Origin of the sequence: Haloarcula sebkhae, from assembly GCF_014647415.1 — an archaeon.
Lineage (GTDB): Archaea > Halobacteriota > Halobacteria > Halobacteriales > Haloarculaceae > Haloarcula > Haloarcula sebkhae.
Genome location: NZ_BMPD01000001.1, coordinates 252,609 through 275,288, shown reverse-complemented (window position 1 = coordinate 275,288; position 22,680 = coordinate 252,609). Strand labels below are relative to the sequence as shown.

Here is a 22,680-nt window from a genome sequence, read left to right as displayed (position 1 = left end):
TGTCGATCAGGATTGCTCTCTAAGCTCCGCGAACAGTCGTTGAATCTATCACACCGACTGTCCGACTGTCGTCGTGTCAGGTAGTCGCTCGGCGACGACTTCGATAGGATGGGGCGGAATTTCGTCGACGCCGTCGCGGTCACCCAACTGCGAGCGGCAGGACCCGCCCGGGGCAACCACGCGGTCACCGTCGCTTTCGTCGACTTTGTCGAACAGCAGCCGCCCGATGGTTTTCGAGAGGTCGTAGTGCTCGTCATGGTAGCCGAAGCTCCCGGCCATGCCACAGCACGTCGAGTCGAGCGGGTCAACCTCGTAGCCCACGCGGCGCATGACGCCGACGGCGTGGTGGTCCTTGTTGGTCCCCTTCTGGTTGCAGTGGCCGTGATAGCTGACCGCGCCGGCGGCCCCGAGCGAGCGGTCCTCGACCGAGAGCGCGTCGTCGAGCCGGAACGTGTCGAGATATTCCAGCACGCCGTAAGCGCTGTCGGCCACCTCCGAGACATCGGGGCCGTCGAGCAGGTCCCGGTACTCGTCCTGGAACATCACGGCGTCGGAGGGCTCGACGAACACGACGTCCCAGCCGTCCGCGACGCGGTCCGACAGCCGATTTGCGTTCGTCTCGGCACGCTCGCGAGCCAGGTCCAGCATCCCGGTTGAGTACGCCGCTCGCCCTGACGGTGCGGTGTTGTCCGGAATGGTGACGTGGACGCCAGCGGCTTCCAGCGTTTCGACGGCGGCCTTGCCGGCGGCCGGGTACGAGTAGTTCGTGTACGTGTCGGGGAACAGCAGGGCCTTCCGGTCGGCTTCGGCCTGCGAAACGGTCGAGCCGCCGCGGGCGTCGAACCAGTCCCGGAGCGTCTCCCGGCGGAAGGTGGGGAGTTCACGCTCCGACGCGATGCCGAACACTTTCTGCATGACCATCCGTGCGCCTGGGATGTTCGTCGCCCAGTTCGAGACCGGGGCCAGCGCCGACCCGATCTTCGAGGCGGTGTCGATGTTGGCGAACAGGCGCTCCCGGAGGCTGGTCCCTTCTTCCTGATGGTGTTGGTGTTTCAGCTCGGTCTTGAGTTTCGCCATGTCGACCCCGGTCGGGCAGTCGCTCTTGCAGCCCTTGCAGCCGACACAGAGGTCGAGCACTTCCTCCTGGAAGCGCTCGGAGTGGATCTCGTCCTCGTCTAAGTCGCCACTGATGGCCGACCGGAGGAGGTTCGCACGGCCCCGCGTCGTCTGGACCTCCTCCTCCGAGGCGCGGTAGGTCGGACACATCACGTCCCCGTCGGTCTGGCGGCAGGTCCCGCAGCCGTTACACAGTTCGACAAGCTCCGAGAAGCCGCCTTCGTCCTCGAAGTCCAGCGTCGTCTGTGGCTCCAGAGACTGGTACTCGGGCCCGTACCGGAGGTTCTCCCGCATGTCTGCACCGACACCACGGTCGGCATCGGGGCCGATGTCCTCTGGCCCCTCGCGGTAGACGACGTTGCCTGGGTGCATCCACCACTGCGGGTCGAAGGCCGTCTTGACCTCCTTGAACGCATTCCAGAGCGTCTCGCCATACATTTTAGGTGTGAACTCCGTCCGGGCCATCCCGTCGCCGTGCTCGCCGGAGAACGACCCCTTGTGTTCCAGCACGAGGTCGGTCACGTCGTCCGTGATGGAGTGCATGGCCTCGATGCCGGATTCCTCTTTCAGATTGAGAATCGGGCGGATGTGGAGCGTCCCGGACCCAGCGTGGGCGAAGTACGCAGCGGAGGTGTCGTGGTCAGTCAGCACCTCCTCGAACTTCTCGACGTACTCGGCCAGTTCGGCGGGCGGAACCGTCGCGTCCTCGATGAACGGGTACGGCTTGGGGTCACCGTCCATCGACATCAGGAGCGGAATCGCCGCCTTCCGGAGCTTCCAGAGGTCGGCCTGGTCTGCATCGGTGTAGGCCTCGACCACGTTGAAGGCTTCCCCCTTGTCGATGAACCGTTCGGTGGTCCGCGCGATGGCCGCCTCGAAGTCGTCGTGCAACTCCGAGTCGTATTCGAGCATCAGCGCGGCCGCCGCGCGGTCCGGAATCGGCTCGACGTACTCGGCGTAGCCGTCAGAGCCGGCCGCGAGCCTGAACACCTCGTCGTCCATCAGCTCGACTGCGCTGACGTCGTAGTCGAGCGCGACCGGGACGGCTTTCATCGCGTCCGCGAGCGTGTCGAAACAGTACAGCGCCAGCGCGGTCTCCTCGGGGACGGTCACCAGCGAGAGTTCGGCCTCGACGATGACCCCGAGGGTTCCCTCGCTCCCGACGAACAGCTTCGCGAGGTTCAACACCCGCTCGCCGTCGTCGTTCTCGTAGATGACGCGGTCGAGGTTGTAGCCCGACACCCGGCGTTTGAGGTCCGGGTAACGCTCCTCGATCTCCTCGGCGTTCTCCTCGACGACTTGCCGGACCGTCCGGTAGATGTCGGCTTCCCGGTCGTCCTTGCTCACGATGTCGTCCCACTCCGGCGAGTCGACGACGACCTCGCGGGCATGGATGAGTGAGCCGTCAGAGAGGACGGCCTTCACCGCATCCGTGTAGGCGTCGGTGATGCCGTACCTGACGGAGTGTGCGCCGGTGGAGTTGTTCCCGATGCCACCGCCGACAGAGGCACGGTTCGACGACGCGGGGTCCGGGGCGAACTTCAGGCCGTACTCGGCCAGCGTGTCGTCCAGGTCATCCTGCACCACACCGGGCTGGATACGCACCGTCTGCTCGTCCGGCCGAATATCGAGGATATCGTCCATGTGCCGGGACATATCCAGAACGACACAGCCCGGGCCGACAGTCTGCCCGGCGAGCGACGACCCAGTCCCCCGAGGCAGTATCGGGACGCCGTGGCTCGTCGCCACCTCGACAGCCGCCTGCACGTCGTCGATGTCAGTCGGATACACGACTCCTGCCGGTTCGGCGCGGTAGATGCTCCCGTCCGTCGCGTACAGAATCCGGGCGTATTCGTCGAACTCAACCCCACCTGCGACCTGCGAACGGAGCGCGTCCGCCAGGTCCCGATACGCGTCGACATCCGGTCGATCCAGGTCCAGTTCCTGTGCTGACCAGGTGTCCTCGACATTTTCGATCGCCATACAGGCATTCAGGAGTAATAATCATTAAAGTCTATGGCATGCGGTCACAATTCGCTCTTGACGCCCGCCAGCTATTTGCCCGAGGGCACTGGAAGCGATGTATGGCCAGTGCAAGCATACTCCACATGTGCCTGAACGTCGCCGACGCCACAGAATCGATCGCGTTCTACGAGCAGTTCGGTTTCGAGGAGTCCTGGCAGTTCACCACGCCGGACGGCGAGACGACGAACTACTACGTGGCCGACGACGATGGTGTCGAACTCCAACTATCGGAAACCAACGGGGAGACGAGCTTCGAGATGGGGTCCGGCTGGGACCACCTCGCACTCGGCGTGGACGACGTCGACGCGACGGTCGAGCGAATCGACCACCACGGTGTCGTCAAAGAGCCAGGTCCACAGCCGGAAGCCGGTGCATACACGGCCTTCGTCGCGGACCCCGACGGCCATCACGTCGAACTCATCGAACCGCTCGAAGACTGAACCGCGCCCACGGCGTTTCGAGTGACGAAATACTGAGTACGACCGTCAGTTCCCGACGGCCGCGGCGCGTTCGACGATGTCGGCGCCGTACATCTCCTCCAGTTCCTCATGCTGGTCCGGCCGGTGCTCGTAGACGTCTTGGAACAGCGTAATGGGCGTCTGGGCGGCCTGGTAGGTCGCTTCGTCCCACATCCGGTCCTTGCTGATGTCGACTTCGACGCCGTCGATGACCAGCGTCGCAGCCTGAGTCATCGCGATGGCACCCTTGCCGGCTTCCTTCGCGGCTTCGAACTCCTCCATGGAGTCGACGATGTCGTTCATGCTGGGGATGTACGCGGTGCGGTCAAGCAGTTCCTCGGTGAGTTCGTCCTCGTCCAGTTCCAGTCGCTCACCGCCCGCCTGCAGGACGTAGCCGCCGTCGCCGTCCGCCTCCAGCGAGAGGTCGTCGCCGTCGTACACCTGCTTGCCGTCCTGTGCTTCGAGTTCAACCTCCTGACCGCCGGCTTCGAGGAGCCAGCTGCCGGTCTTCGGCGGGAGCGGAGCCGTGTTCGCCTCCACGACTTGCCCCGGCGTCAGCGACCAGATACCGGTCATCCCCTTCGCGCGGTTGTCCTTCATCCGCTCGCGGTACCCCTCGACGTCCCGGATGTCGTCGTACGGGCCATCGACGGCGATGAGCCCTGCAGCGCTGGCACCGCGGGAGGTGTTGTGGCGCAGTTCCGGCCACGGCGGAAGCTCGCCAGTGGGCGTCATCGCGCGCATGTCCTTCGTGTAGTCGACCTCGCCGTCGACGAGCAGGAACATGCGTTCGAGGTTGTTCGAGGGCTTGCCCATCTCGTCCCGCAGGTCACCCATCGCCAGTTCGGCCTCGCCGCTCTCGACGATAACCGACATGGAGAGGCTGCCTTCTTCGAGCCCGTGCTCGTTCTCGATGATGGTGAAGAACTCGTCGGCCTTCTTCCAGTCGTCGATGTCGCCGACCTCCGGAATGACGAAGCCGTCGATGTGTTCGACCGCCCCGTTTTCGGGATCGGTGATTTCGAGCATCTGCTGGAAGCCCTGATAGCGGGTCGTCGGCGATTCGCGGTGCCAGACCACGCGTGGGTGGATCTCGCCAGGGAACTCGGCGCCCTGATTGGCGACGACATCGATGATGTTCTCGACGCCTTCGTCGCGCATGTTCGGTGCCGTCGCGTCCTCGTTGTCCGGAACCCAGACGTCCGGAGCCTGCAGACCGCGGAGTTGTCCCGCACTTCGCAACATCTTCGCCGAGTCGTCCTCCCCGTCGACTGCTGTCGGAGAGGTAAAGAACGTTCTGACGAATTCGCGCTCGTAGTGTCGCGTCACACTCATAACTCGTCTCAAAGATTCCAGCGAAACCGCTTAAATCTACCGTCCCTCTCTGGCGGAAACGTCGACCAGAGCAGTCGTTCCACCGTCCCTCAGCAGATTCGGAAATGCGAAATATTCGTGCTATATTACATTCGATTATCTGTTCATCCGAGCGACATAACGGTCAGTGGTGCACACTGATCTGTCGCATCTCGTGGCCGTTCAGTCGCCATATCACGAACTCCCATCGAATTCGGCCACCGGTTTCACCCCAGCGAACTCCACTTTCTGTTTCGTCTTTTCGAATACCTGTGCCGGGCATGGAGCCGAATAACGCCTATTTCGGGTACGTCCTGTCTCGGAAGTCACCGCAGAGCGGTTGTCACAGCCGATACGGCAATTTTATTCGAGCGGCACCAGAACTGGTGTCTAATGACACGGGCAAAAACGGACTCGGTCCGGGCGACACAGACCTCGCTGTCGGTCCTCTCTGGTATCAAAGACCTCGGCGGGAGTGCCACGCTGGTCGAACTCGCCGACTCGCTGGAGCCGGCCAAGAGCACGATATACAAACACCTGGTGACGCTGGAAGACGAGGGCCTGGTCGTGGAACGGGACGGCGAGTATCGCATCGGACTCCGGTGGCTGGAGTTCGGCGGCATGGCACAGCGCTACGACGGCATCTACGAGGTCGCAAAGCCCGAGGTCAGGCGGATGGCCGTCGAGACCGGCGAGTTGGCGAACCTGATGATCGAGGAGCAGGGCTACGGCATCTATATCCACACGACCAGCGGCGATCAGGCGGTCGCGCTCGATACGCGTCTCGGGAAGCGCATCCATCTCCACAAGACCGCTATCGGCAAAGCGCTTCTGTCGAGTTTCGACGACGACCGAGTCGCGGACATCATCGAAACCCGCGGGCTCCCGGCCGAGACAGAGAACACCATCACAGACCGCGAGACGCTGTTCGCGGAGCTGGAGACGATTCGAGAACGCGGCGTTGCCGACGACACCGAGGAGCGGGTCGACGGAACCGGCTGTGTCGGGGTCCCCATCGATACCGGCGACCGCCGCGAGGCCGCCATCAGTATCACCGCGCCTATCAACCGACTGCAGTCCCCTGGCCGCAAAGCCCAACTCATCGATACGGTGAAGCAGGCCGCCAACGTCATTGAGGTCAATCTAGCCCACGAATAACCACCCTGTCTTGTTAACAGAACAGCCGCCATCCATCACTGACAGCTGGGGTCTGGTGGAATCTAATACCAGTACAGTTGTTATTCGGGAATCGAGTGTCAGCTATCTGTAATAGACAAGGTGAACTGAATTAGAGAGACACTTTACGGATCTATCTCTTTACCCCTCCTAAGCTCGGCTGTAAAACATCACTTTAGATATTTTCATCCCTAATTTGGATATAAAAAATCGAATTCCAGACTAAGTAGTAAAAATAGGGATTATATGCCCTCGTTATACGTTCGGTAGGAGGGGTATAGTTGCGTATATGCACTGAATACACAAAGGCGGATATAGACCGTCTAGGATCGGGTTACGGTTCGGCAGCTATGCGTATGGCTATACCGCTGACACCACCTGTAACTATCCGGAATACCGGGCGCATCGCTGGCAAATCATCTGCCACTCCCATCGACCGGCGTTGTTCCTGTGGGGGGCGAACGATCACCGGTAACACAGACTCACAGCGAGAAGAGCGAAGTACGTCACGAGTCCCCAGCACGCCGCCGCGACGACGACCGGTCCCACGAGAACGGCAAGCCCCACAGCGCAGGCTATGAGCGCGACTGCCGACGTCGTCCGCACGCCGCGGCGCTCCCACAGCGACGCGACGGGCGTATCGAGCACGAACAGCGCCTCGACACCCAGTGCGCCGACCACGCCGACAGCGATAGCAGATTCGGCCCAGAGCGTGTCGAGCGCGTCCGTTTGGCGGAGATACATGACGAGTACAAGTCCGCAGAGAAGCGCAAACCCGGCATCGCGTCGGTAGTCGGGCACAGAGACGGTACACGCCGAAGCCAGAAAGCGATGCTGCCAGCGCGGGACGCTCGCGGCTACCCCAAGTACAAAGACACTGACAATCGCAGTGACCCTATGCACCATCCTGGACCGCCGCGGTTCGTGGCGACGGGTGACGAGATCGAGCTCGCACCCCGGGACCCGGACCCGACAGCGACGTACAGTTGGCACGTCGCGCGCGCACCAGTACAGTCAACCGCCACACTCGGAGACGACCCGGTCGAACAGTTCGTCCCCGACACGCCGGGTAGATACGTCATCCGCCTCAGCGCACCGGACGGCAAGCACGACCTCACCGTCCGCGCGTTCCCGGGGACCCTCAAATCGGGCGGGACACACACCTCCGGATTGTCCGGTCGCTCAGGCGAGCGAAGCGGTGGCGTCTCCGGTGGGCAAAGCGGCTCCAGGCTCAGCGGGAGCGGTGAGTACACCCAGGCGGGGGACGGTAGCGACGGCGGGGGTGGCGGCGGTCGGCCACGTTTGACTCTCCGGCCAGCGATCGAGGGCGATGAGGCCGTCGTCCGCGCGGACTGCAGCGCCCATCCGGAGGGGACCGAGACGGCCGGCGACCTCGCCGTCGAGTTCCTGCTGGACGACCGCGACGACATCGACGCCGACGCGGTGACCCGGGACGGGACGGACCTCCGGATTCCGCTGGACGCGCTCCCGGACCGCGCTCGTATCCACGCCGTTGCCGTCGGGGACTACGGCTACAGCGTGCCCGACGCCGTCGAGTTCACTCGCAACGGGGACGGTGTCGAGACGGTGGTGAGCGGCGCAGGGGTCGCCGCCAGACGCCCGTACGACGCGCCGGCATGGGCCGAGGACTCGGCCATTTACGAGATCTACGTCCGCACGTTTGCCGGCAAGAGCGACGACTCTCCGTTCGACGCGATCATCGACCGTCTGGACTACCTCGACTCGCTCGGCGTCGACGTCATCTGGCTCACGCCGGTGTTACAGAACGACCACGCACCGCACGGCTACAACATCACTGACTTCTTCGAGATCGCGTCGGATCTGGGTACCCGCGCGGACTACGAGCGGTTCATCGAGGCGGCTCACGACCGTGGGTTCAAGGTGCTGTTCGACCTCGTGTGTAATCACTCGGCCCGGACCCACCCCTACTTCGAGTCCGCCGTGGAAGGGCCGGACGCCGACTATCGAGAGTGGTACGAGTGGCGAAGTGACACCGAACCGGAGACGTACTTCGAGTGGGAACACATCGCTAACTTCAACTTCGATCACCTGCCGGTCCGCCGGCACCTGCTCGATGCGGTCGCCCAGTGGGCCGAACTGGTCGACGGGTTCCGCTGTGACATGGCCTGGGCCGTCCCGAACAGCTTCTGGCGCGAGATCCACGACTACTGCAAGGACCGCGACAGCGAGTTCCTGCTTCTGGACGAGACCATCCCGTACATCCCCGACTTCCAGGCCGGGCTGTTCGATATGCACTTCGACTCGACGACCTACGCCGCGCTCCGGCAAGTCGGGGGCGGCGGCGACGCCGAGGCCGTCCTCAGTGCTATCGAAGGGCGGGCGGAGATCGGCTTCCCGGAGCACGCGTCGTTCATGCTGTACGCGGAAAACCACGACGAGACTCGCTATATCGTCGATTACGGACGGGATGCCGCCGAGGCTGCCGCGGGCGCGCTGTTCACGCTCCCGGGCGCGCCGCTGCTGTACGCCGGTCAGGAGTTCGGCCAGCGCGGCCGGCGCGACGACCTCGCGTGGGACCACGCCGACGAGACGCTCCAGTCGTTCGTCAGCGACCTTTCGGCAACCAGACACGACCAGCCGGCGCTGTCGGCGGATGCTGACCTCGTCCGAATCCCGTACGAGGTCCGAGACGGGCCGTCCGACCGCGTCGTCGCGTACGCTCGGACGACTGACGAGGACGCGGCTGTCGTAGTGCTCAACTTTAGCAGCGAGCCGACGACGGTCGAGCTACCGGCCGGGACCGCCGACACCGATCTCGTTTCCGGGGAGCACCGTGGGGGCGCTAGTGACGGGGACGCGACCGTTACAGTCGATAGCGTGGGTGTGTTCCCGACTGCCGAGAGCGGCCTGCGCCAGTAATCCGCGCGGGGGTCCGTTCGACACCAGCGGCCCCGCCCTCTCGGGGTACACAGTCGTGGCCCCGAAGTATCACTAATTTGTCCGAACCACAGGAGTTTATAGAGATTGGTCTGCTTTGATGTGTATGCGGCTTTCGACAGCGCTCAACGAATACAAGCGGACTCGTCACGAGCGCTTTCCAGAGGAGCGCAGGACTGTTTCAGGCTCTTTCTCGGGGCACGGTGATCGACTCGTACACGTCGGCGAAGACGGCACGCTGAAGGATTATTCCGACTCGCTCTCCGGGCTCTCCGGTATCGACCGCTCCCGACTCGGAGTTATGCTTGGAGACGAGACACGGTGGTTCAGTGACTTGGAGACGATCCGACAGCACTACTACCGCGAGACGCGGCTCGTCGAGACCGAGTACGACGCGGGATCGTTCACGGTCCACCAGTACGACCTGACGCTGGGACGGGCACACGTCACGCACGTCGCGATGCGCGGGGCGGTTCCACAGAACGCCAAACTCGTGGCGTTCGTGACGCTGGCCCCCGATAGCAGCGACAGCGGCGTCGGATCGCTGATTCACGAGGATGCCGGACCCGACGACTCGCGGGTGCTGGAAGTGTACCACCGGCGAGAGCACGATTACCTCGCCTCGTCGACCGGGCTGGACGCCGTCGCCGGGCAGCGACCGGAACGCCTCGCCGAGATACTTGCGGACAGCCCGATCGAGTTCCCACGGTCGGAGCCGGTCGAACGACGCGACCAGACCCGCCTCACCGGCGACTTCCTCGTGACCGCGCCACTCGACCGATCCGGACGCAGCAAGGACACGACGCTGGTCAGTCAGCTCTCGAATCACGACGAGGTCGACCGGGAGACGGCACTGCTCGACCTCGCCGACTGCGTGACGGAGCACACGACCTCCGACGACCTCCGGCAGGCCGGACGGGAGCGAACGCGCATCGACGTGGTCGAAGCCATGCCACGCTCGGACTCGATACGGATGGACCTGCGGGTGCTCGACCTGCTGTCCTCGCCGACCGGCGGCCGCATCGCTGCCCCGGAGTTCGATCCGTTCTACTCGAACTCCGGCGGCTACGGCTACGTCTGGTTCCGCGACGACGCCTCCGTCTCCCGGCATCTGCTCGAAGCCGGGTCCCGACTCGATGTCGACACCGTGGAGATGTTGCTCGAGAGCGCGGAATTCCTCTGTGACAGCCAGCTCTCCGACGGGCGGTGGCCCCACCGCGTCTGGGCCGATACCGGGGACATCGCGCCGGGCTGGGCAAACGCCAGAGTCGAGCACAACGCCGAATCGCCGGAGTATCAGGCCGACCAGACCGCGACCGTCACCGCCTTCCTCGCGACGTTGCTGCGAACGCACCGCAGTAAGATGGACGCCGAACTGACGGCAACGGTTCGAGGGACTATCGAGGCGGCCGTCGATACGCTCGTCCAAGACATCGCGGCCAACGACCTGCCCGAGTCGTGTCAGAACGTCTGGGAGGACTCGGTCGGCCAGTTCACGCACACCACTGCGACGTTCATCGAGGCCTTCGCCGCGGTGGCTCGCGCCCCGATGGCCGAGTCGGTTTGCGAGCGGAGTCTGGCGGCAGCCGATCGGTTGCTCGACGGGCTGGAGACGCTCTGGGACGAAGATCTGGGCGTGTACGTGGTGGGGCTAACGAACGGCACGCCGGACCACCGTATCGATGCTGCGGGGCTCCATCTCGCAGATGCGCTGCAAGAGTATGACAGCGTCGAGTCGACCGCGCTTACTGATCAGCATCTCACTCGGCTGGCAGACCACGTGAGTACGACGCTTGACACACTCTTCCGAAACCCCACAGAGAGCCGGGTCGCGGGACTGGCCCGCTACGAGGGCGACCGTTGGCGGACCGGCCACCAGGACAGCGAGAAGATTTGGACCGTCACGACGGCGATGGGGGCACTCGCCGCCGCCCGCGTCGGCGACATGCTGAACGACCGCGGCGAGGGCGGCGACGCCTACCTCGACCGTGCGAGCGACCTGTACGAACTGCTTGAGGACGACGGGCCGCTCACGACCGACGCCGGCTACCTCGCCGAACAGGCCTTCGACGACGGCGCTCTCGACAGCGCGACGCCGCTTGGCTGGTCCCACGCGTTGCGGCTTCACGCGACCGCACGGCTGGGCGAACTCAACGCGCTCCCGACGACATCGGCCGGGACTGAGGGGCCGAGCGAGCGCCCGACCTGGACGACCGGGGAGAAGTACGGCGTCGGTACCGTCGCCGACCACGACGAGCAGGACCCCTCGCGCGTCTGGTTCACGCTCACCGAGGGCGCGCTGACGGAGGCCCGCTACCCGCAGGTCGACCTGATGAACCTGCGGACGCTGGATTTCCTGGTCCGGTGTACGGACGAGACGGATTACGCCGTCCGGACCCACCGCGAGAACCGTCGGACCGATGACAGCGTCAGGCGACGCGTCGAACCCGTCGACGACGAGGCGCTGCTCTATCGCCACGTTTTCACCGAGACCGGCGACGGCCAAGGCCACGAGTGGACGCTCACCGTCGACTACGCGACCGACCCCGAACACGACGCCATCGTCGCCGACGTGTCTTTCAGCGCCGACGACGGCAAATCATACGACGTGTTCTCCGTCGCGGACATCGCACTCACGAGCACGGTCACCGAGGACCGTGCCATCAGATACGGTCAGCCCGGGAGCTACCACCTCGTCGGTCGGAACCCCCGCGCCTACACCGACCAGACGGACAACGACTTGCTCGTCGACGAGAACGGCGACGCCTACTCCATCGCCGTGGCGATGGCCGCGGCCGGGCGCTTCGACTGGGCAACCGTCGGTGCGGCCGGCAGCGACCACCTCGACGGGCTGTACTCCGACGGTGATCTCCCGGACCCGGTTGAGTCCATCGACGGGACGAACCTCGTCCTCATCGGTCGGCTGGACTCCGGGACCAGAGTCAGCGACACGGTTGCGCTCGGCTTCGCGCGACAGGCTGACACCGCCGCCGCGCTGGGCGAAGCCGACGGCGCGCTCGACCGCGGCTACGAGACGGTCAGTGCCGAGTACGCTGACAGCTGGGGCGACTTCCTTTCGGACAAGCAGCTCCCGGACTCGGTCGCTGACGACGAAGCGCTGGCGAACCAGTACAGAACCGCGCTGATGACGCTTCTGGCCGTGGAGGACAAGACCTACCACGGGGCGTCTATCGCCTCGCCGTCAGTGCCGTGGGGCGAGGCCGTCCACGCCGAGGAGCCAAAGGGCTACGGGTACAACTTCGTCTGGTCCCGGGACCTGTATCAGGTGTTCAGCGTGTTCGACGCCATCGGGTCCCTAGATATCGCGACGGACCAGCTGGAGTACATCTACCAGTACCAGCAGGACGAGGCCGGCTTCATCCCACAGAACACCTACATCAACGGGACGACCCGCTGGGGCGGCGAGCAGATGGACAACATCTCGTTCCCGCAGGTGATGGCCTACCGGCTCGCGGAGAGCGGCGTCGACTTCGAGGATGTCGAGTACAGCTACGAGAACGTCCGGCGGTCGGCCGAGTACGTCGTCCGCCACGGCCCCGAGACCGCACAGGAACGCTGGGAAGAGGAGGCGGGCTTCTCGCCGTCCTCGATTGCGGCCGAAATCGCGGGGCTCGCATGTGCGGCGAAGCTTGCCCTCGACACCGGTCACGAGGCCGACGCGCTCGTCTGGCTGTCGCTGGCTGACCAGTGGGCGAACAACGTCGAGGCCTGGACCGCGACCGAGACCGGGACCGAGCGCCACACCAACACGCCTTACTACACGCGGATCACGCTCGATGGCAACCCCGAGATGGGCCACCTCCGGACGCTCGCCAACGACGGTCCGACGCTGGACGAGCGCAACATCATCGACGGCGGCTTCCTCGAACTCGTCCGGCTGGGCATCAAGCCCGACGACGACGAAACTATCCGGAACTCGCTCGTCGAAGTCGACGACACCATCAGCGTCGACACGGAGTACGCGCCCGGGTTCTACCGGTACAACGGCGACGGCTACGGTGAGCGTGGCCGGGACGATCAGGGCGCGCCGTGGACGGTCGAACACAAGGGGAAGGGTCGCCTCTGGCCACTGCTCACCGGCGAGCGCGCCGAGTACGAACTCCATCGTGACGACCCGGACATCCCGCCCGAGAACGGTCTCCGAATGATGCAGGACGTGGCGAACTCGGGCCGGATGATCGCCGAACAGATCTGGGACCGGGGCCACGCGACCGAGTACGACTGGGAGTTCGCCGAAGGGACCGGCTCGGCGACGCCGCTGGCGTGGTCGATGGCCCAGTACGTGCGGCTGGCCCACGGCATCAGCGCCGGCGAGCCGGTCGAGACGCCTGCGTTCGTCGACGACCGCTATCGGGAGCGGCGCGCGCACACGCCCGACCGAAGTCCAGCGCTCCGCGTCGATACGCAGTTCCGCGGGAACGAACTGGTCGTCTCCGGCGAGACGACCGGCGTCTGTGTCGTCGTCAAGACCCCTGCCGACATCACGTACATCCCCGTCGAGGACCGGGAGTTCGAGGTCGCAGTCGACGTCGACCCCGGTGAGAACCAGGTGATCGTCGCCGCCGCGGACGACGAGGATCTGGTCACCGCCGGGACAACTGTCTGGCAGCTAAACTTATAGTAAATCCAACAAGTAGTTACCACTTTATAATTCGGGTCTGACTGTGGGATATGGACGCGATAGTTTTAGCTGGCGGCTACGCGACACGGTTGTGGCCGATCACGCGACGTCGGCCGAAAATGCTACTCCCGGTCGGTGAAACGACCGTCATCGACGGCGTTCTCCAGTCACTGGAAGACGACGACCGAATCGGGACGACGTACCTCAGCACGAACGAGGCCTTCGCCGACGAGTTCGAAGCCCACATCGACGAGATGGGCTATGAAAAAGTCCAACTCTCCGTCGAGAGTACGGCTGACGAAGACGAGAAGTTCGGCGTCGTCGGCGCGCTCGCACAACTGATCGACCGCGAAGGTATCGACGACGACCTGTTCGTCATCGGCGGGGACAACCTCATCGGCTTCGACCCCTCGGAGTTCCTTGACTTCTTCGAGGAGCGCGACGGGCCGGCACTTGCTGCCTACGACGTAGGCTCGCGGGAGAAAGCCAAATCCTACGGGCTCGTCGAACTCGATGGCGACCGTGTCATCGACTTTCAGGAGAAACCGGACCATCCCAAGAGCACGCTCGTGTCGATTGCCTGTTACGCCTTCCCGGCCGACTCGCTCCGCTTCGAGGAGTACCTCTCGGGCGACAACAACCCCGACGAACCGGGCTGGTACATCGACTGGCTGCAACAGCAGGAACCGGTGTCCGCGTTCACCTTCGACGACGTCTGGTTCGACATCGGGACGCCCGAGTCGTACTTCGAGACCGTCGAGTGGAAACTCGACGGCGGGTCGCTCATCCACCCCGACGCGACCGTCGAGAACTCCGAGATCGGAGACACCGTCCACGTGATGGCCGGCGCAGAAGTGACTGACAGCAGCCTCGACCGGACCATCGTCTTCCCGGACGCTGAGGTCAACGACTGCGACCTCGACGAAACGATTCTCGGTGAAGACGTCCACGTCGAAGGGTACAACATGTCAGGGTCGCTCATCATCAACCGCTGATGGCTCGCTCACCCGGGCGACTGCTCGGGCGTGGGATTCGGTACGGCCCGCCTTCGGTCACCGGACCGCTGGCGAAGGACTAAGTGACACAGCGTCGTTTACTCGCCGTACGAGAGCTACCTGACAACATGGCACAAACAGAAACGGAGCCAGTCACGTTCGAAATGACAATCGATGATGGCCGGACCAGAATCGACGTCTCGGGCGACCGCGACACGGCCGTTGTGGTCCGCTCGAAATCGGGCGAGAAGATATACCTGCCGCCGGAGGATTTCGACCGGCCGCCGGAGGACAGGCAGACACCCTACGACAGCCCCTACCAGTCGGCTGACGGGACCGCCGACAGCCCGTATCGGACGCAGACGGACACAACGTCCGTCACGGGACTGGAGCCAACCGCCGACGGCTACCTGATCGTTCATCCGGAACCGGTCACGGACGTTCGCTTCCTCCGCTGATCGCGGCCGGTCAGGCCCCGTTCAGAACCTCGTGGTAGAACTCGACGTGTTCGTCAGCGACTTCGCCCCAGGTCCGAACGTCGTACTCGATGGGTGTCGACAGCGATAGCGCGTGCTCGATCCCCTCGGCGATAGAGTCCGAATCGGGTTCGACCTCGATGACACAGTCTTCGTTGAGAAGTTCCGCGGCCCCGCTCTCGCAGGCGACGACGCGCGTCCCGACCGACAGCGCTTCGACGATAGTGATGCCGAACGGCTCCGCCAGCGACGGCGAGACGAACAGGTCGGCGCTGTTGTAGTAGTCCCCGAGCTCCGACTGAGGGAGATACCCCGGGAAGTAGACCCGATCCTCGACGCCCAGCAGCTCGGCGAACCGTTCGAGCTGTTCGGTGAGATGGCCCGAGCCGCCAAGCACCAGACTCACGTCGTCCCGGCCGAGCTTCGAGAGCGCGTACAGCAGGTACGACAGCCCCTTCTGGTCGGTGTGTCGGCCGACGAAAAACAGCATCTTCCCGTCGATACCGAGCTCCGCCTTGATGTCCCGGCCCGTCGGCTCTACCGACGAGAACCCGTTGTAGATGACCGTCGAGTCGGCGTCGTACTGTTCTCGGATCCGCCGTTGTGTGAACTTGCTCACCGCGACGAGGTGATCCGAGCGGTTCGCGACCCGCTGTTCCGTCTCGACTTCCCGCTGTGGCGGCGTCACGTTACGGTCCGCCGACAGCGAGTGGAACGTCGAGATCCACTCGACGTCGTGGTCCGCTTTGGCCCGCGAGCCGGGGTTGTAGCCGAACCAATCGTTCGTGTGGATGATGTCCGCGTCGGCCGCCTTGTCGGCGAACTCCCCGGCCAGCCGGCCGATGCGGGTGATGATGTCGCCGCTCCCCGTCGAGACGCCGTGGATGCCGTCGCGGTCCGGCGGCGCGTACTCCGCGGGTAACACCAGCTCGAACTCGACATCGTCTCTCGGTTCGAGCTGTTCGAACAGCTCCCCGATAGCGGTATCAAGCCCGCCGGTGATGTTGGGTGGGAACCCCCAGCCAAGCATCAGAACGTTCGGTGGCATCTCTGTTACTGGCTCACTCATCGTAGCATCAAATGGATACAATATATATGTTTGCGTGCGCCGCTCTCTGGACCCACAAGCGGTCACGACAGCAGTCAACAACCCCGCCCATTGAAATGCCTGTCAGGGCAACAGGTGCGTATGCAATTCCAACGGCAGAGTGGCGTGTTCCTCCACCTGACGTCGCTCCCGGGGCCACACGGTATCGGTGACCTCGGTTCCGGTGCGCGGGCGTTCGTCGACTTCCTCGACCGGGCGGACCAGTCGCTGTGGCAGTTCTGCCCCTTCGGACCCACGGCGAGCATCCACGGGAACTCCCCGTACCAGTCGTCGTCCGCTTTCGCCGGGAACCCGCTGCTCATCGACCTCCGCAAGCTTGTCGACCGCGGGTATCTAACCGAGGGCGATATCGAACCACCGGAGGACCTCTCGCAAGAGCACGTCAACTACGATCGCGTGACTGAGTTCAAGAAGGCCCGACTCCGAGACGCGTACACCGCCTTCGACGAGAGCGCAAGCGACGCAGACCAGCAGTCGTTTGCCGAGTTCTGTGAGCGCGAGGCGGGCTGGCTGGACGACTACGCGCTGTTCACGGCACTGAAAGCCGAGTTCGACGATGCCGGCTGGATGGACTGGCCGGACGACATCAGAACGCGCGAGCCAGCGGCAATGGAGCGATATCAGGAGGAACTGGCCGACGACATCCGCTACCACAAGTTCGTCCAGTGGTGTTTCGACAGCCAGTGGGGGGCGCTGGCCGAGTACGCGGCCGAGCGGGATATCGGCCTCGTCGGCGACCTGCCAATCTACGTTGGCCTCGACTCGGCGGACGTCTGGGCGCATCCCGAGGTGTTCCGACTCGACGACGACCACCAGCCTGCGGAAGTGGCCGGCGTTCCGCCGAATCCCGGCGACGACGGACAGCGATGGGGGAATCCCGTCTATGACTGGGAGACGCTCCGTGCGAACGACTACGGCTGGTGGGTCGACCGGTTCGAGCGGCTGTTCGACCTCGTCGACATCGCCCGCATCGACCACTTCAAGGGCTTCGACGAGTTCTGGTCGATTCCCGCAGCGGCGGACGACCCGGCCGCCGGGCAGTGGCGCGACGGCCCCGGCGCGCACTTCTTCGAGACGGTCAGAGACAGGCTCGGCGACCTCCCGTTTTTCGTCGAGGACCTGGGCTTTCTCGACGAGAGCATCGTCGCGCTCCGGGACCAGTTCGGCTTCCCCGGCATGCGCGTTCCGCAGTACGCCGACTGGTGCGAAGAAGGGCACATGTACCAGCCGATGCACTACCCGGAGTCGGCCGTCGGCTACACGTCGACCCACGACACGGACACTATCGTCGGCTACTATCGCGGCCTGTCGGACCGCCAGCGCGACTGCCTCCACTACAACCTCGGCACTGACGGGGAGGAAATCAACTGGGACCTGATCGAGGCGGTGTGGAACTCGAACGCCGTCGTCGCGATGACAACCATGCAGGACCTGCTCGGCCTCGGTAGTGAGGCCCGGTTCAATGTCCCCGGCACGGCGACCGGGAACTGGCAGTGGCGGGTGACCGACGCAGCGCTCGACGCCGACATCGCCGAGCGACTTCGCCAAGTCACCGACAGGACGATCCGCTAAGACCCTTCAGAACTGCAGGATGCCGTCCTCCGTGACGACTGTATCGAGCAGGCGGGTCGGGGTCGCGTCGTAGCCCGGATTGCCGATTTCGAACCCCTCCGGCGGTTCGAGCATCACGTCCGAACCCTGCCGGAACGTGTTCCTGAAGGAGAAGCCGCTACCGATGAACTTCGACGATGTTCCGACAACGGTCACGGGAACATCCATCTCGTTGGCTGTCGCGGCCAGCGGCAGCGTCCCGATCCGATTGTACACCGTGTCGTCGATGAGGCAGTTCATGCCGACGAAGACGCGGTCGGCTTCCGAGAGGTAGTGGCCCGCTGCACCGTCGACGATGAGCGTCACGTCGGCCCCGTCGCGGTCGGCCAGCTGGCGGGCTGTCCGGCGGCCCAGGAAATGCGGCCGGGACTCCCTCGCGTACAGGTGAAACTCCTTGCCGTCGTCCAGCGCCGCCATGAGCGTCGCCATCACCGTCGAGGAGTTCTCGTGTGTCACCAGCACGTCGCCGTCGTCGATGAGCGTCGCCGCCCGCTCCGCCGCGCGGTCCTTGCTGGTCTCGATTTCCGTGACGACCTCGTCGATTGTGTCGAGCAATCGCTCCTTGGCCGCTGAGACGGAGTCGGGGTCGGCGTCTTTCAGATCCGTCACGATGCGTTGCTGTGTGGTATACAGGGGTGCATGCGAGCGGTTCGCCCGTTGGAGTGCGCTGCTGTTGCGCTCGACGACGCGGAGGAAGTCCTCGACCGTGTGGCACTCGCGGTCTGTCAGTTCGCGGAGCGCCTTGGCGGCTTTCACGGCGGCAATCGAGGAGCTCTGTGTTTCCATCTCCTCGATCTGCCGCACGGTCTCGTTTATCATGAGAGTATGTGCGGCTGCCACCCTTATAACGGTACAGTCAGCCGATAGTCCTCTTTCTCGGCTTGGGTCAGGGCAACAATGGGCGTGGTTACGCTGACCCGACCACGTCTTCGTCAGTCGGGCCCTGCCCGTCGAACTCGGCCACGAGCGCGTCCAGTTGTTCTGGGTCGTCGACGTTCGGGAGTGTCTGGTCCGCAGTCCGACAGACAGCATCGACGCCGAGGTCGTCACAGACGAGGTCGGCCGTCGCCTCTGCCATCTGCCGGTAGGTCGTCAGCTTGCCGCCGACGATGCTCGCCATGTTGTCGACGCCGTCGTCGGCGTGGTCGAGTAAGAAGAAGCCCCGCGAGATGCCGCGACCGCGCTCCGCCTCGTCGGGCGCGTACAGCGGCCGGACACCCCACCAAGTCCGGACCTCCGGTGCGTCCGCGACTGCGGGGAGCATCGCCGCACATTCCTCGATGCTCTCTTCGACTTCCCACTGTTCGGTTTCGTACTCGTCCGGGTCGCGGACGGGCACGCTCGTCGTTCCGAGGACGGCCTCGCTCTCGTGTGGCACGACAATGTCGCCGTCGTCGGGGTCCCGACAGCGGTTGAGCACCGGCTCAAGGTCGTCGTACTCGACTGAGACCATCACGCCCCGCGTCGGTTGCATCTCGACATCGAGGCCGGCCATTGCGGCGAGTTCGCCCGCCCAGGCCCCGGTCGCATTGACGACGTAGCCGGCTTCGATAGTGTCCTCGACGGTCCCGCCGACCCGCACACCGGCGACTTGCCCGTCTTCGACGAGTACGTCTTCGACGGGCGCGTGTGGGTGTATCGCCGCGCCGTGGTCGCGTGCATCTGCGGCGTTCGCAGCGACGAGCCGCGACGGATAGATGACAGCGTCGGGGACTTCGAACGCACGCTCGACATCTGACGCGAGGTCGGGCACTCGCTCGCGGGCCGTGTCGGCGTCCAGCGTCTCTACGGGAATACCGATCTCCTCGCAGGCCGCCCGCTTGGTCTCGAAGTAGTCAGGGTCGTCTCCGGCAAGCTGGACGAACAACCCACCGGTGTCACGGATGCATTCCCCGGCGATTTCCTTGAGTATCCGGTTTTCGGTGATGCACTCCTCGGCACCGATCTGATCCGCCTCGGCGTAGCGGGCCCCGCTGTGCAGCAGTCCGTGTGAGCGCCCGGAGGTACCGCTTGTCAGGCCGTTCCGCTCGACAAGCGTCACGTCGACGCCACGGAGTGCAAGGTCACGAGCGACGCCAGCGCCGGTCGCGCCACCACCGACGACGAGGACATCCGTCTCAATTGCCATGTATATGATTAGGGTAGCTGACGTAAGGGTCCTCCGATACCGGGGGTTTCGGCAACTGTGCGACCCGTTTCAGTGACAGTCCCCATCTCAAACGACGGCGACGCACACGGCGTAACAGTGCTCCTGTTTCGAGCAACTAACAGCCGGTTTCGGCGGCCAGTACCGTCGACCACGCGCAGGAAAAACAGCAGAGATGCCGTTTCGAGCCGACTGTCGCTACATCGCGTTCGACGAGCGCCGCGGCGGCCTCAGATATCCTGCCCGGTCGGCCTGATCAGGAGTTCGTTCACATCCACGCGGGCGGGCTGGCTCGTCGCGTACACGATGCCACGAGCGATATCGTCGGGGTGGAGCATCGGGAGGTCCATCTCCGCGAACCGCTCCAGCACCTGTTCGTCCGGCACGTGTGTCGCGAGCTCCGTATCGACAGCCCCCGGTTCGATAACCGTCGTCCGGATGCCCTGTGTCGTCACTTCCTGCCGGACTGCCTCAGTGAACGCGTTCACCCCGAACTTCGTCGCGTTGTAGCCGCTCGAATCGGCCGACGCGCGGCGTCCCGCGACAGAGGAGACGTTGACGATGTGGCCACTCTCCTGCTCTTGCATGACCGGGAGTACCGCGTGGGTGAGGTTCATCAGTCCGAGCAGGTTCACCTCGACCATCTGTCGGAGGTTCGAGCGGTCTGCCCGTTCCAGCGGTTCGAGAAGCATCACGCCGGCGTTGTTGACGAGAATATCGATGCGACCGTACTCGTCTGTTGTCGCCTCGACCAGCGAGTTGATGTCGTCCTCGTTGGTGACGTCGGTCGGTACAACCAGCGCATCCCCACCGGATGACTCGATTCGGTCCGCAAGGGCCTCCAGTTCGTCAGCGCGCCGGGCTGCGAGAACGACGCTCGCGCCCGCGTCGGAGAGGGCCTCCGCAGTCGCCTCACCGATTCCCGATGACGCGCCGGTGACAATCGCAACGTCGCCTGCAAGTCGCTGTGTGCTCTGGTCGTCGTCTGTCTCGGATTTATCTGCCATCGGTATTCAGTAGATGCGACAGCCACGAGCGTGCTTTGCTTACTGATAAGCCCATTTATATACTGGCAGGGAGCCGAAGTCGAACAGGAGCGCGGCTAACCCAGCGTTCACGCCGGGGAGGATATCATTGTGCGAGTGCGTTCCGGAACTGGTCGGGACCGACCGTCGAACTGATGAGCTGTTTTTCGGCTCGGCGCAGGAGGTCGGACGCCGCGGCGGCCGACACGTCGAGCTTGTCGGCGAGTTCCGCCGTCGAACACCGACGCGGGGAGTCGTAGTACCCCGAGGAGAGGGCGATAGACATCGCCCGATACTGCCTGTCCGTGAGGCCGAACTGGTCCCGTTCACCGGGATTCTCGGGGTCTGAGGCGATGTTCAGTAGTTCGAGCGGGATGTCGTTGACCGCACACCGGTCTTGTAGCGCACTGAACGCGTCGTAGTCCGAGAACACCTTCTGTTCCCGTATTCCGTCGGCGGTGACCGTCGCATCCATCGCAACACCCTCGAACTCCTCCGGGTCATGTGACGCGATGAGACTCGACGCGTCGTCGACGACCACTTTGTAGAACCAGCCATCGGCCGTCTGCCCGATCTCCGCCGCGTCGGTGATCTGTGGCCGCGCGTCGAGTTCGCGCTCGAAGGCGTCGCGAGCGCCAGCGTCGACGCTAACTGTAAGCAGCAGTCTTCCGTCTTCGAGGCCGACAGCGTTCGAAATCGATAGTTCGCCGCTCGGAATCGAGTCCGCCACGCCGACTAGCGGAAGCGTCTCGTCCGCGAGAAGGATTTCAGCAACGATGGCCATAGCGTGCCATCGGATTCGACGTATATAGTCGCCAGCATAGCGATTACTGGTACACGCTGACAGTACCGCTTCGGGTTCGCAGCCGCTCAGTCAGAACTGGACGCTGTCTCACCACTCAGCAATCGCTGTAGCTGTTCGATCAGGGAGCGGCTTGCGGGCTGCCCACGATACACCCGCACGGAATCGAAGCCGGCGTAGCCGTGGTCCCCGGACTCATCCCGCTCCCAGTACAGCCATGCTGTCTCCTCCCCACCGTCGAAGCCCATCTCGTCGACTGGGAACGTGAGAACGAGAGACGCCTGGCCGTCCGCAGCATCGTCGTCCGGTTCCCTGATCTCGCCCCCGTCGACGGGTCGAGCACCCTCGCCGTCTTCCAGTACAAGGCGCGAGCCGAACCGATAGCGGACGGTCCGCTCCGTAGGGTCGAACGTCTCGCTGTCCCCGTCACTGTTGACGAACTCTGACTGCTTGACTGCGACGGTGATGGTGTCGTGTTCCGACAGGTCGATGAAGTTCTCCGCGTTCTCGGGCTGGATGTCGATCGCGAGCTGGACTGGGAAATGGGCCGCCGCGACGCTGCTCAGGCTCGGAACCGCTGCCGCGGTCGCTGCTGTGCCAAGTGCTCCTTTGATGACCCGTCGTCGTGTGGCGGTTGCCGACTTTGTGCTATCATTGCTCGTCGCTGATTGCTTTTCTTTCATCCAAATGACTGAACCGATGGCACAGTTATGATAATTCTGGTGCATATCTCGAAACACCGAGTGATGGCAGACAACGGCCCTAAAAGCAGGTTCAGATCTCTTACTTAGCGGTTTTTTGACGTTATCAAGGGATCCTATTGTGTTC

At 64.0% G+C, this 22,680-nt stretch carries 16 protein-coding genes; 7 read left to right on the top strand and 9 right to left on the bottom strand.

Going from position 1 to position 22,680, the window contains the following annotated elements; all coding sequences use genetic code 11:
* Positions 1-48: 48 nt before the first annotated feature.
* On the bottom strand, positions 49-3,099 hold the full coding sequence (locus IEY38_RS01375; protein WP_188974722.1) for an FAD-binding and (Fe-S)-binding domain-containing protein: 3,051 nt from the start codon (positions 3,097-3,099) through the stop codon (positions 49-51).
* A gap of 101 nt (positions 3,100-3,200) precedes the next feature.
* On the opposite strand from IEY38_RS01375, the gene IEY38_RS01370 reads away from it, so the two are divergent.
* Positions 3,201-3,581 carry a VOC family protein gene (locus IEY38_RS01370; RefSeq protein WP_188974720.1) on the top strand — a complete coding sequence of 127 codons (381 nt, stop codon included), beginning with the start codon at positions 3,201-3,203 and terminating at the stop codon, positions 3,579-3,581.
* Positions 3,582-3,626: 45 nt separating this feature from the next.
* On the opposite strand, the gene aceB is transcribed toward IEY38_RS01370, so the two are convergent.
* Positions 3,627-4,934, bottom strand: coding sequence for a malate synthase AceB (gene aceB / locus IEY38_RS01365; RefSeq protein WP_188974718.1), 1,308 nt, complete (start codon positions 4,932-4,934; stop codon positions 3,627-3,629).
* A gap of 411 nt (positions 4,935-5,345) precedes the next feature.
* On the opposite strand from aceB, the gene IEY38_RS01360 reads away from it, so the two are divergent.
* The gene (locus IEY38_RS01360) at positions 5,346-6,110 is read left to right on the top strand and encodes an IclR family transcriptional regulator (protein WP_188974716.1); all 765 of its coding nucleotides are present in this window, start codon (positions 5,346-5,348) and stop codon (positions 6,108-6,110) included.
* 483 nt (positions 6,111-6,593) lie between these two features.
* On the opposite strand, the gene IEY38_RS01355 is transcribed toward IEY38_RS01360, so the two are convergent.
* Complete coding sequence (locus IEY38_RS01355) at positions 6,594-6,872, bottom strand: hypothetical protein (RefSeq protein WP_229775197.1); 279 nt, start codon at positions 6,870-6,872, stop codon at positions 6,594-6,596.
* A 153-nt stretch (positions 6,873-7,025) separates the two neighbouring features.
* Here IEY38_RS01355 and malA point away from each other — a divergent pair, with 153 nt between their 5' ends.
* The 4 genes from malA (at position 7,026) to IEY38_RS01335 (ending at position 15,142) form a co-directional block, all read left to right on the top strand.
* On the top strand, positions 7,026-9,029 hold the full coding sequence (gene malA, locus IEY38_RS01350; RefSeq protein WP_188976113.1) for an alpha-amylase MalA: 2,004 nt from the start codon (positions 7,026-7,028) through the stop codon (positions 9,027-9,029).
* 124 nt (positions 9,030-9,153) lie between these two features.
* The gene (locus IEY38_RS01345; protein WP_188974712.1) at positions 9,154-13,689 is read left to right on the top strand and encodes a glycoside hydrolase family 15 protein; all 4,536 of its coding nucleotides are present in this window, start codon (positions 9,154-9,156) and stop codon (positions 13,687-13,689) included.
* A gap of 50 nt (positions 13,690-13,739) precedes the next feature.
* Positions 13,740-14,684 carry a sugar phosphate nucleotidyltransferase gene (locus IEY38_RS01340; protein ID WP_188974710.1) on the top strand — a complete coding sequence of 315 codons (945 nt, stop codon included), beginning with the start codon at positions 13,740-13,742 and terminating at the stop codon, positions 14,682-14,684.
* A 128-nt stretch (positions 14,685-14,812) separates the two neighbouring features.
* Entirely contained in the window at positions 14,813-15,142 is a 330-nt protein-coding gene (locus IEY38_RS01335) for a DUF7510 family protein (protein ID WP_005537614.1), read from the top strand.
* Positions 15,143-15,152: 10 nt separating this feature from the next.
* Here IEY38_RS01335 and IEY38_RS01330 read toward each other — a convergent pair whose 3' ends face one another.
* Positions 15,153-16,208 (bottom strand): glycosyltransferase family 4 protein, encoded by a 1,056-nt coding sequence (locus IEY38_RS01330; protein ID WP_005537616.1) that lies wholly within the window; start codon positions 16,206-16,208, stop codon positions 15,153-15,155.
* 141 nt (positions 16,209-16,349) lie between these two features.
* Between IEY38_RS01330 and malQ the strand changes: the two genes are divergently transcribed.
* Positions 16,350-17,840 (top strand): 4-alpha-glucanotransferase, encoded by a 1,491-nt coding sequence (gene malQ, locus IEY38_RS01325; protein WP_188974708.1) that lies wholly within the window; start codon positions 16,350-16,352, stop codon positions 17,838-17,840.
* Positions 17,841-17,846: 6 nt separating this feature from the next.
* Here malQ and IEY38_RS01320 read toward each other — a convergent pair whose 3' ends face one another.
* From IEY38_RS01320 to IEY38_RS01300, 5 genes are all read right to left on the bottom strand, one after another.
* Positions 17,847-18,698: a translation initiation factor eIF-2B gene (locus tag IEY38_RS01320; protein WP_188974706.1), complete on the bottom strand. Its 852-nt coding sequence runs from the start codon at positions 18,696-18,698 to the stop codon at positions 17,847-17,849.
* A gap of 88 nt (positions 18,699-18,786) precedes the next feature.
* The gene (locus IEY38_RS01315; RefSeq protein ID WP_188974704.1) at positions 18,787-20,007 is read right to left on the bottom strand and encodes an FAD-dependent oxidoreductase; all 1,221 of its coding nucleotides are present in this window, start codon (positions 20,005-20,007) and stop codon (positions 18,787-18,789) included.
* Between the two features lie 248 nt (positions 20,008-20,255).
* Positions 20,256-21,032, bottom strand: a complete 777-nt coding sequence (locus tag IEY38_RS01310; RefSeq protein WP_188974702.1) for an SDR family oxidoreductase — start codon at positions 21,030-21,032, stop codon at positions 20,256-20,258.
* Positions 21,033-21,156: 124 nt separating this feature from the next.
* The gene (locus IEY38_RS01305; RefSeq protein WP_188974699.1) at positions 21,157-21,834 is read right to left on the bottom strand and encodes a helix-turn-helix domain-containing protein; all 678 of its coding nucleotides are present in this window, start codon (positions 21,832-21,834) and stop codon (positions 21,157-21,159) included.
* Between the two features lie 86 nt (positions 21,835-21,920).
* Positions 21,921-22,535: a hypothetical protein gene (locus tag IEY38_RS01300; protein WP_229775196.1), complete on the bottom strand. Its 615-nt coding sequence runs from the start codon at positions 22,533-22,535 to the stop codon at positions 21,921-21,923.
* Positions 22,536-22,680: the final 145 nt, after the last annotated feature.

Bases quoted from the DNA above. Each gene is read 5' to 3' on its own strand.
- IEY38_RS01310 (WP_188974702.1), bottom strand. From the start codon at position 21,032: ATGGCAGATAAATCCGAGACAGACGACGACCAGAGCACACAGCGACTT.
- IEY38_RS01300 (WP_229775196.1), bottom strand. From the start codon at position 22,535: ATGAAAGAAAAGCAATCAGCGACGAGCAATGATAGCACAAAGTCGGCA.
- malA (WP_188976113.1), top strand. From the start codon at position 7,026: ATGCACCATCCTGGACCGCCGCGGTTCGTGGCGACGGGTGACGAGATC.
- IEY38_RS01305 (WP_188974699.1), bottom strand. From the start codon at position 21,834: ATGGCCATCGTTGCTGAAATCCTTCTCGCGGACGAGACGCTTCCGCTA.
- malQ (WP_188974708.1), top strand. From the start codon at position 16,350: ATGCAATTCCAACGGCAGAGTGGCGTGTTCCTCCACCTGACGTCGCTC.
- IEY38_RS01340 (WP_188974710.1), top strand. From the start codon at position 13,740: ATGGACGCGATAGTTTTAGCTGGCGGCTACGCGACACGGTTGTGGCCG.
- IEY38_RS01320 (WP_188974706.1), bottom strand. From the start codon at position 18,698: ATGATAAACGAGACCGTGCGGCAGATCGAGGAGATGGAAACACAGAGC.
- IEY38_RS01345 (WP_188974712.1), top strand. From the start codon at position 9,154: ATGCGGCTTTCGACAGCGCTCAACGAATACAAGCGGACTCGTCACGAG.
- IEY38_RS01315 (WP_188974704.1), bottom strand. From the start codon at position 20,007: ATGGCAATTGAGACGGATGTCCTCGTCGTCGGTGGTGGCGCGACCGGC.
- IEY38_RS01355 (WP_229775197.1), bottom strand. From the start codon at position 6,872: ATGTATCTCCGCCAAACGGACGCGCTCGACACGCTCTGGGCCGAATCT.
- IEY38_RS01370 (WP_188974720.1), top strand. From the start codon at position 3,201: ATGGCCAGTGCAAGCATACTCCACATGTGCCTGAACGTCGCCGACGCC.
- aceB (WP_188974718.1), bottom strand. From the start codon at position 4,934: ATGAGTGTGACGCGACACTACGAGCGCGAATTCGTCAGAACGTTCTTT.
- IEY38_RS01330 (WP_005537616.1), bottom strand. From the start codon at position 16,208: ATGCCACCGAACGTTCTGATGCTTGGCTGGGGGTTCCCACCCAACATC.
- IEY38_RS01375 (WP_188974722.1), bottom strand. From the start codon at position 3,099: ATGGCGATCGAAAATGTCGAGGACACCTGGTCAGCACAGGAACTGGAC.
- IEY38_RS01360 (WP_188974716.1), top strand. From the start codon at position 5,346: ATGACACGGGCAAAAACGGACTCGGTCCGGGCGACACAGACCTCGCTG.
- IEY38_RS01335 (WP_005537614.1), top strand. From the start codon at position 14,813: ATGGCACAAACAGAAACGGAGCCAGTCACGTTCGAAATGACAATCGAT.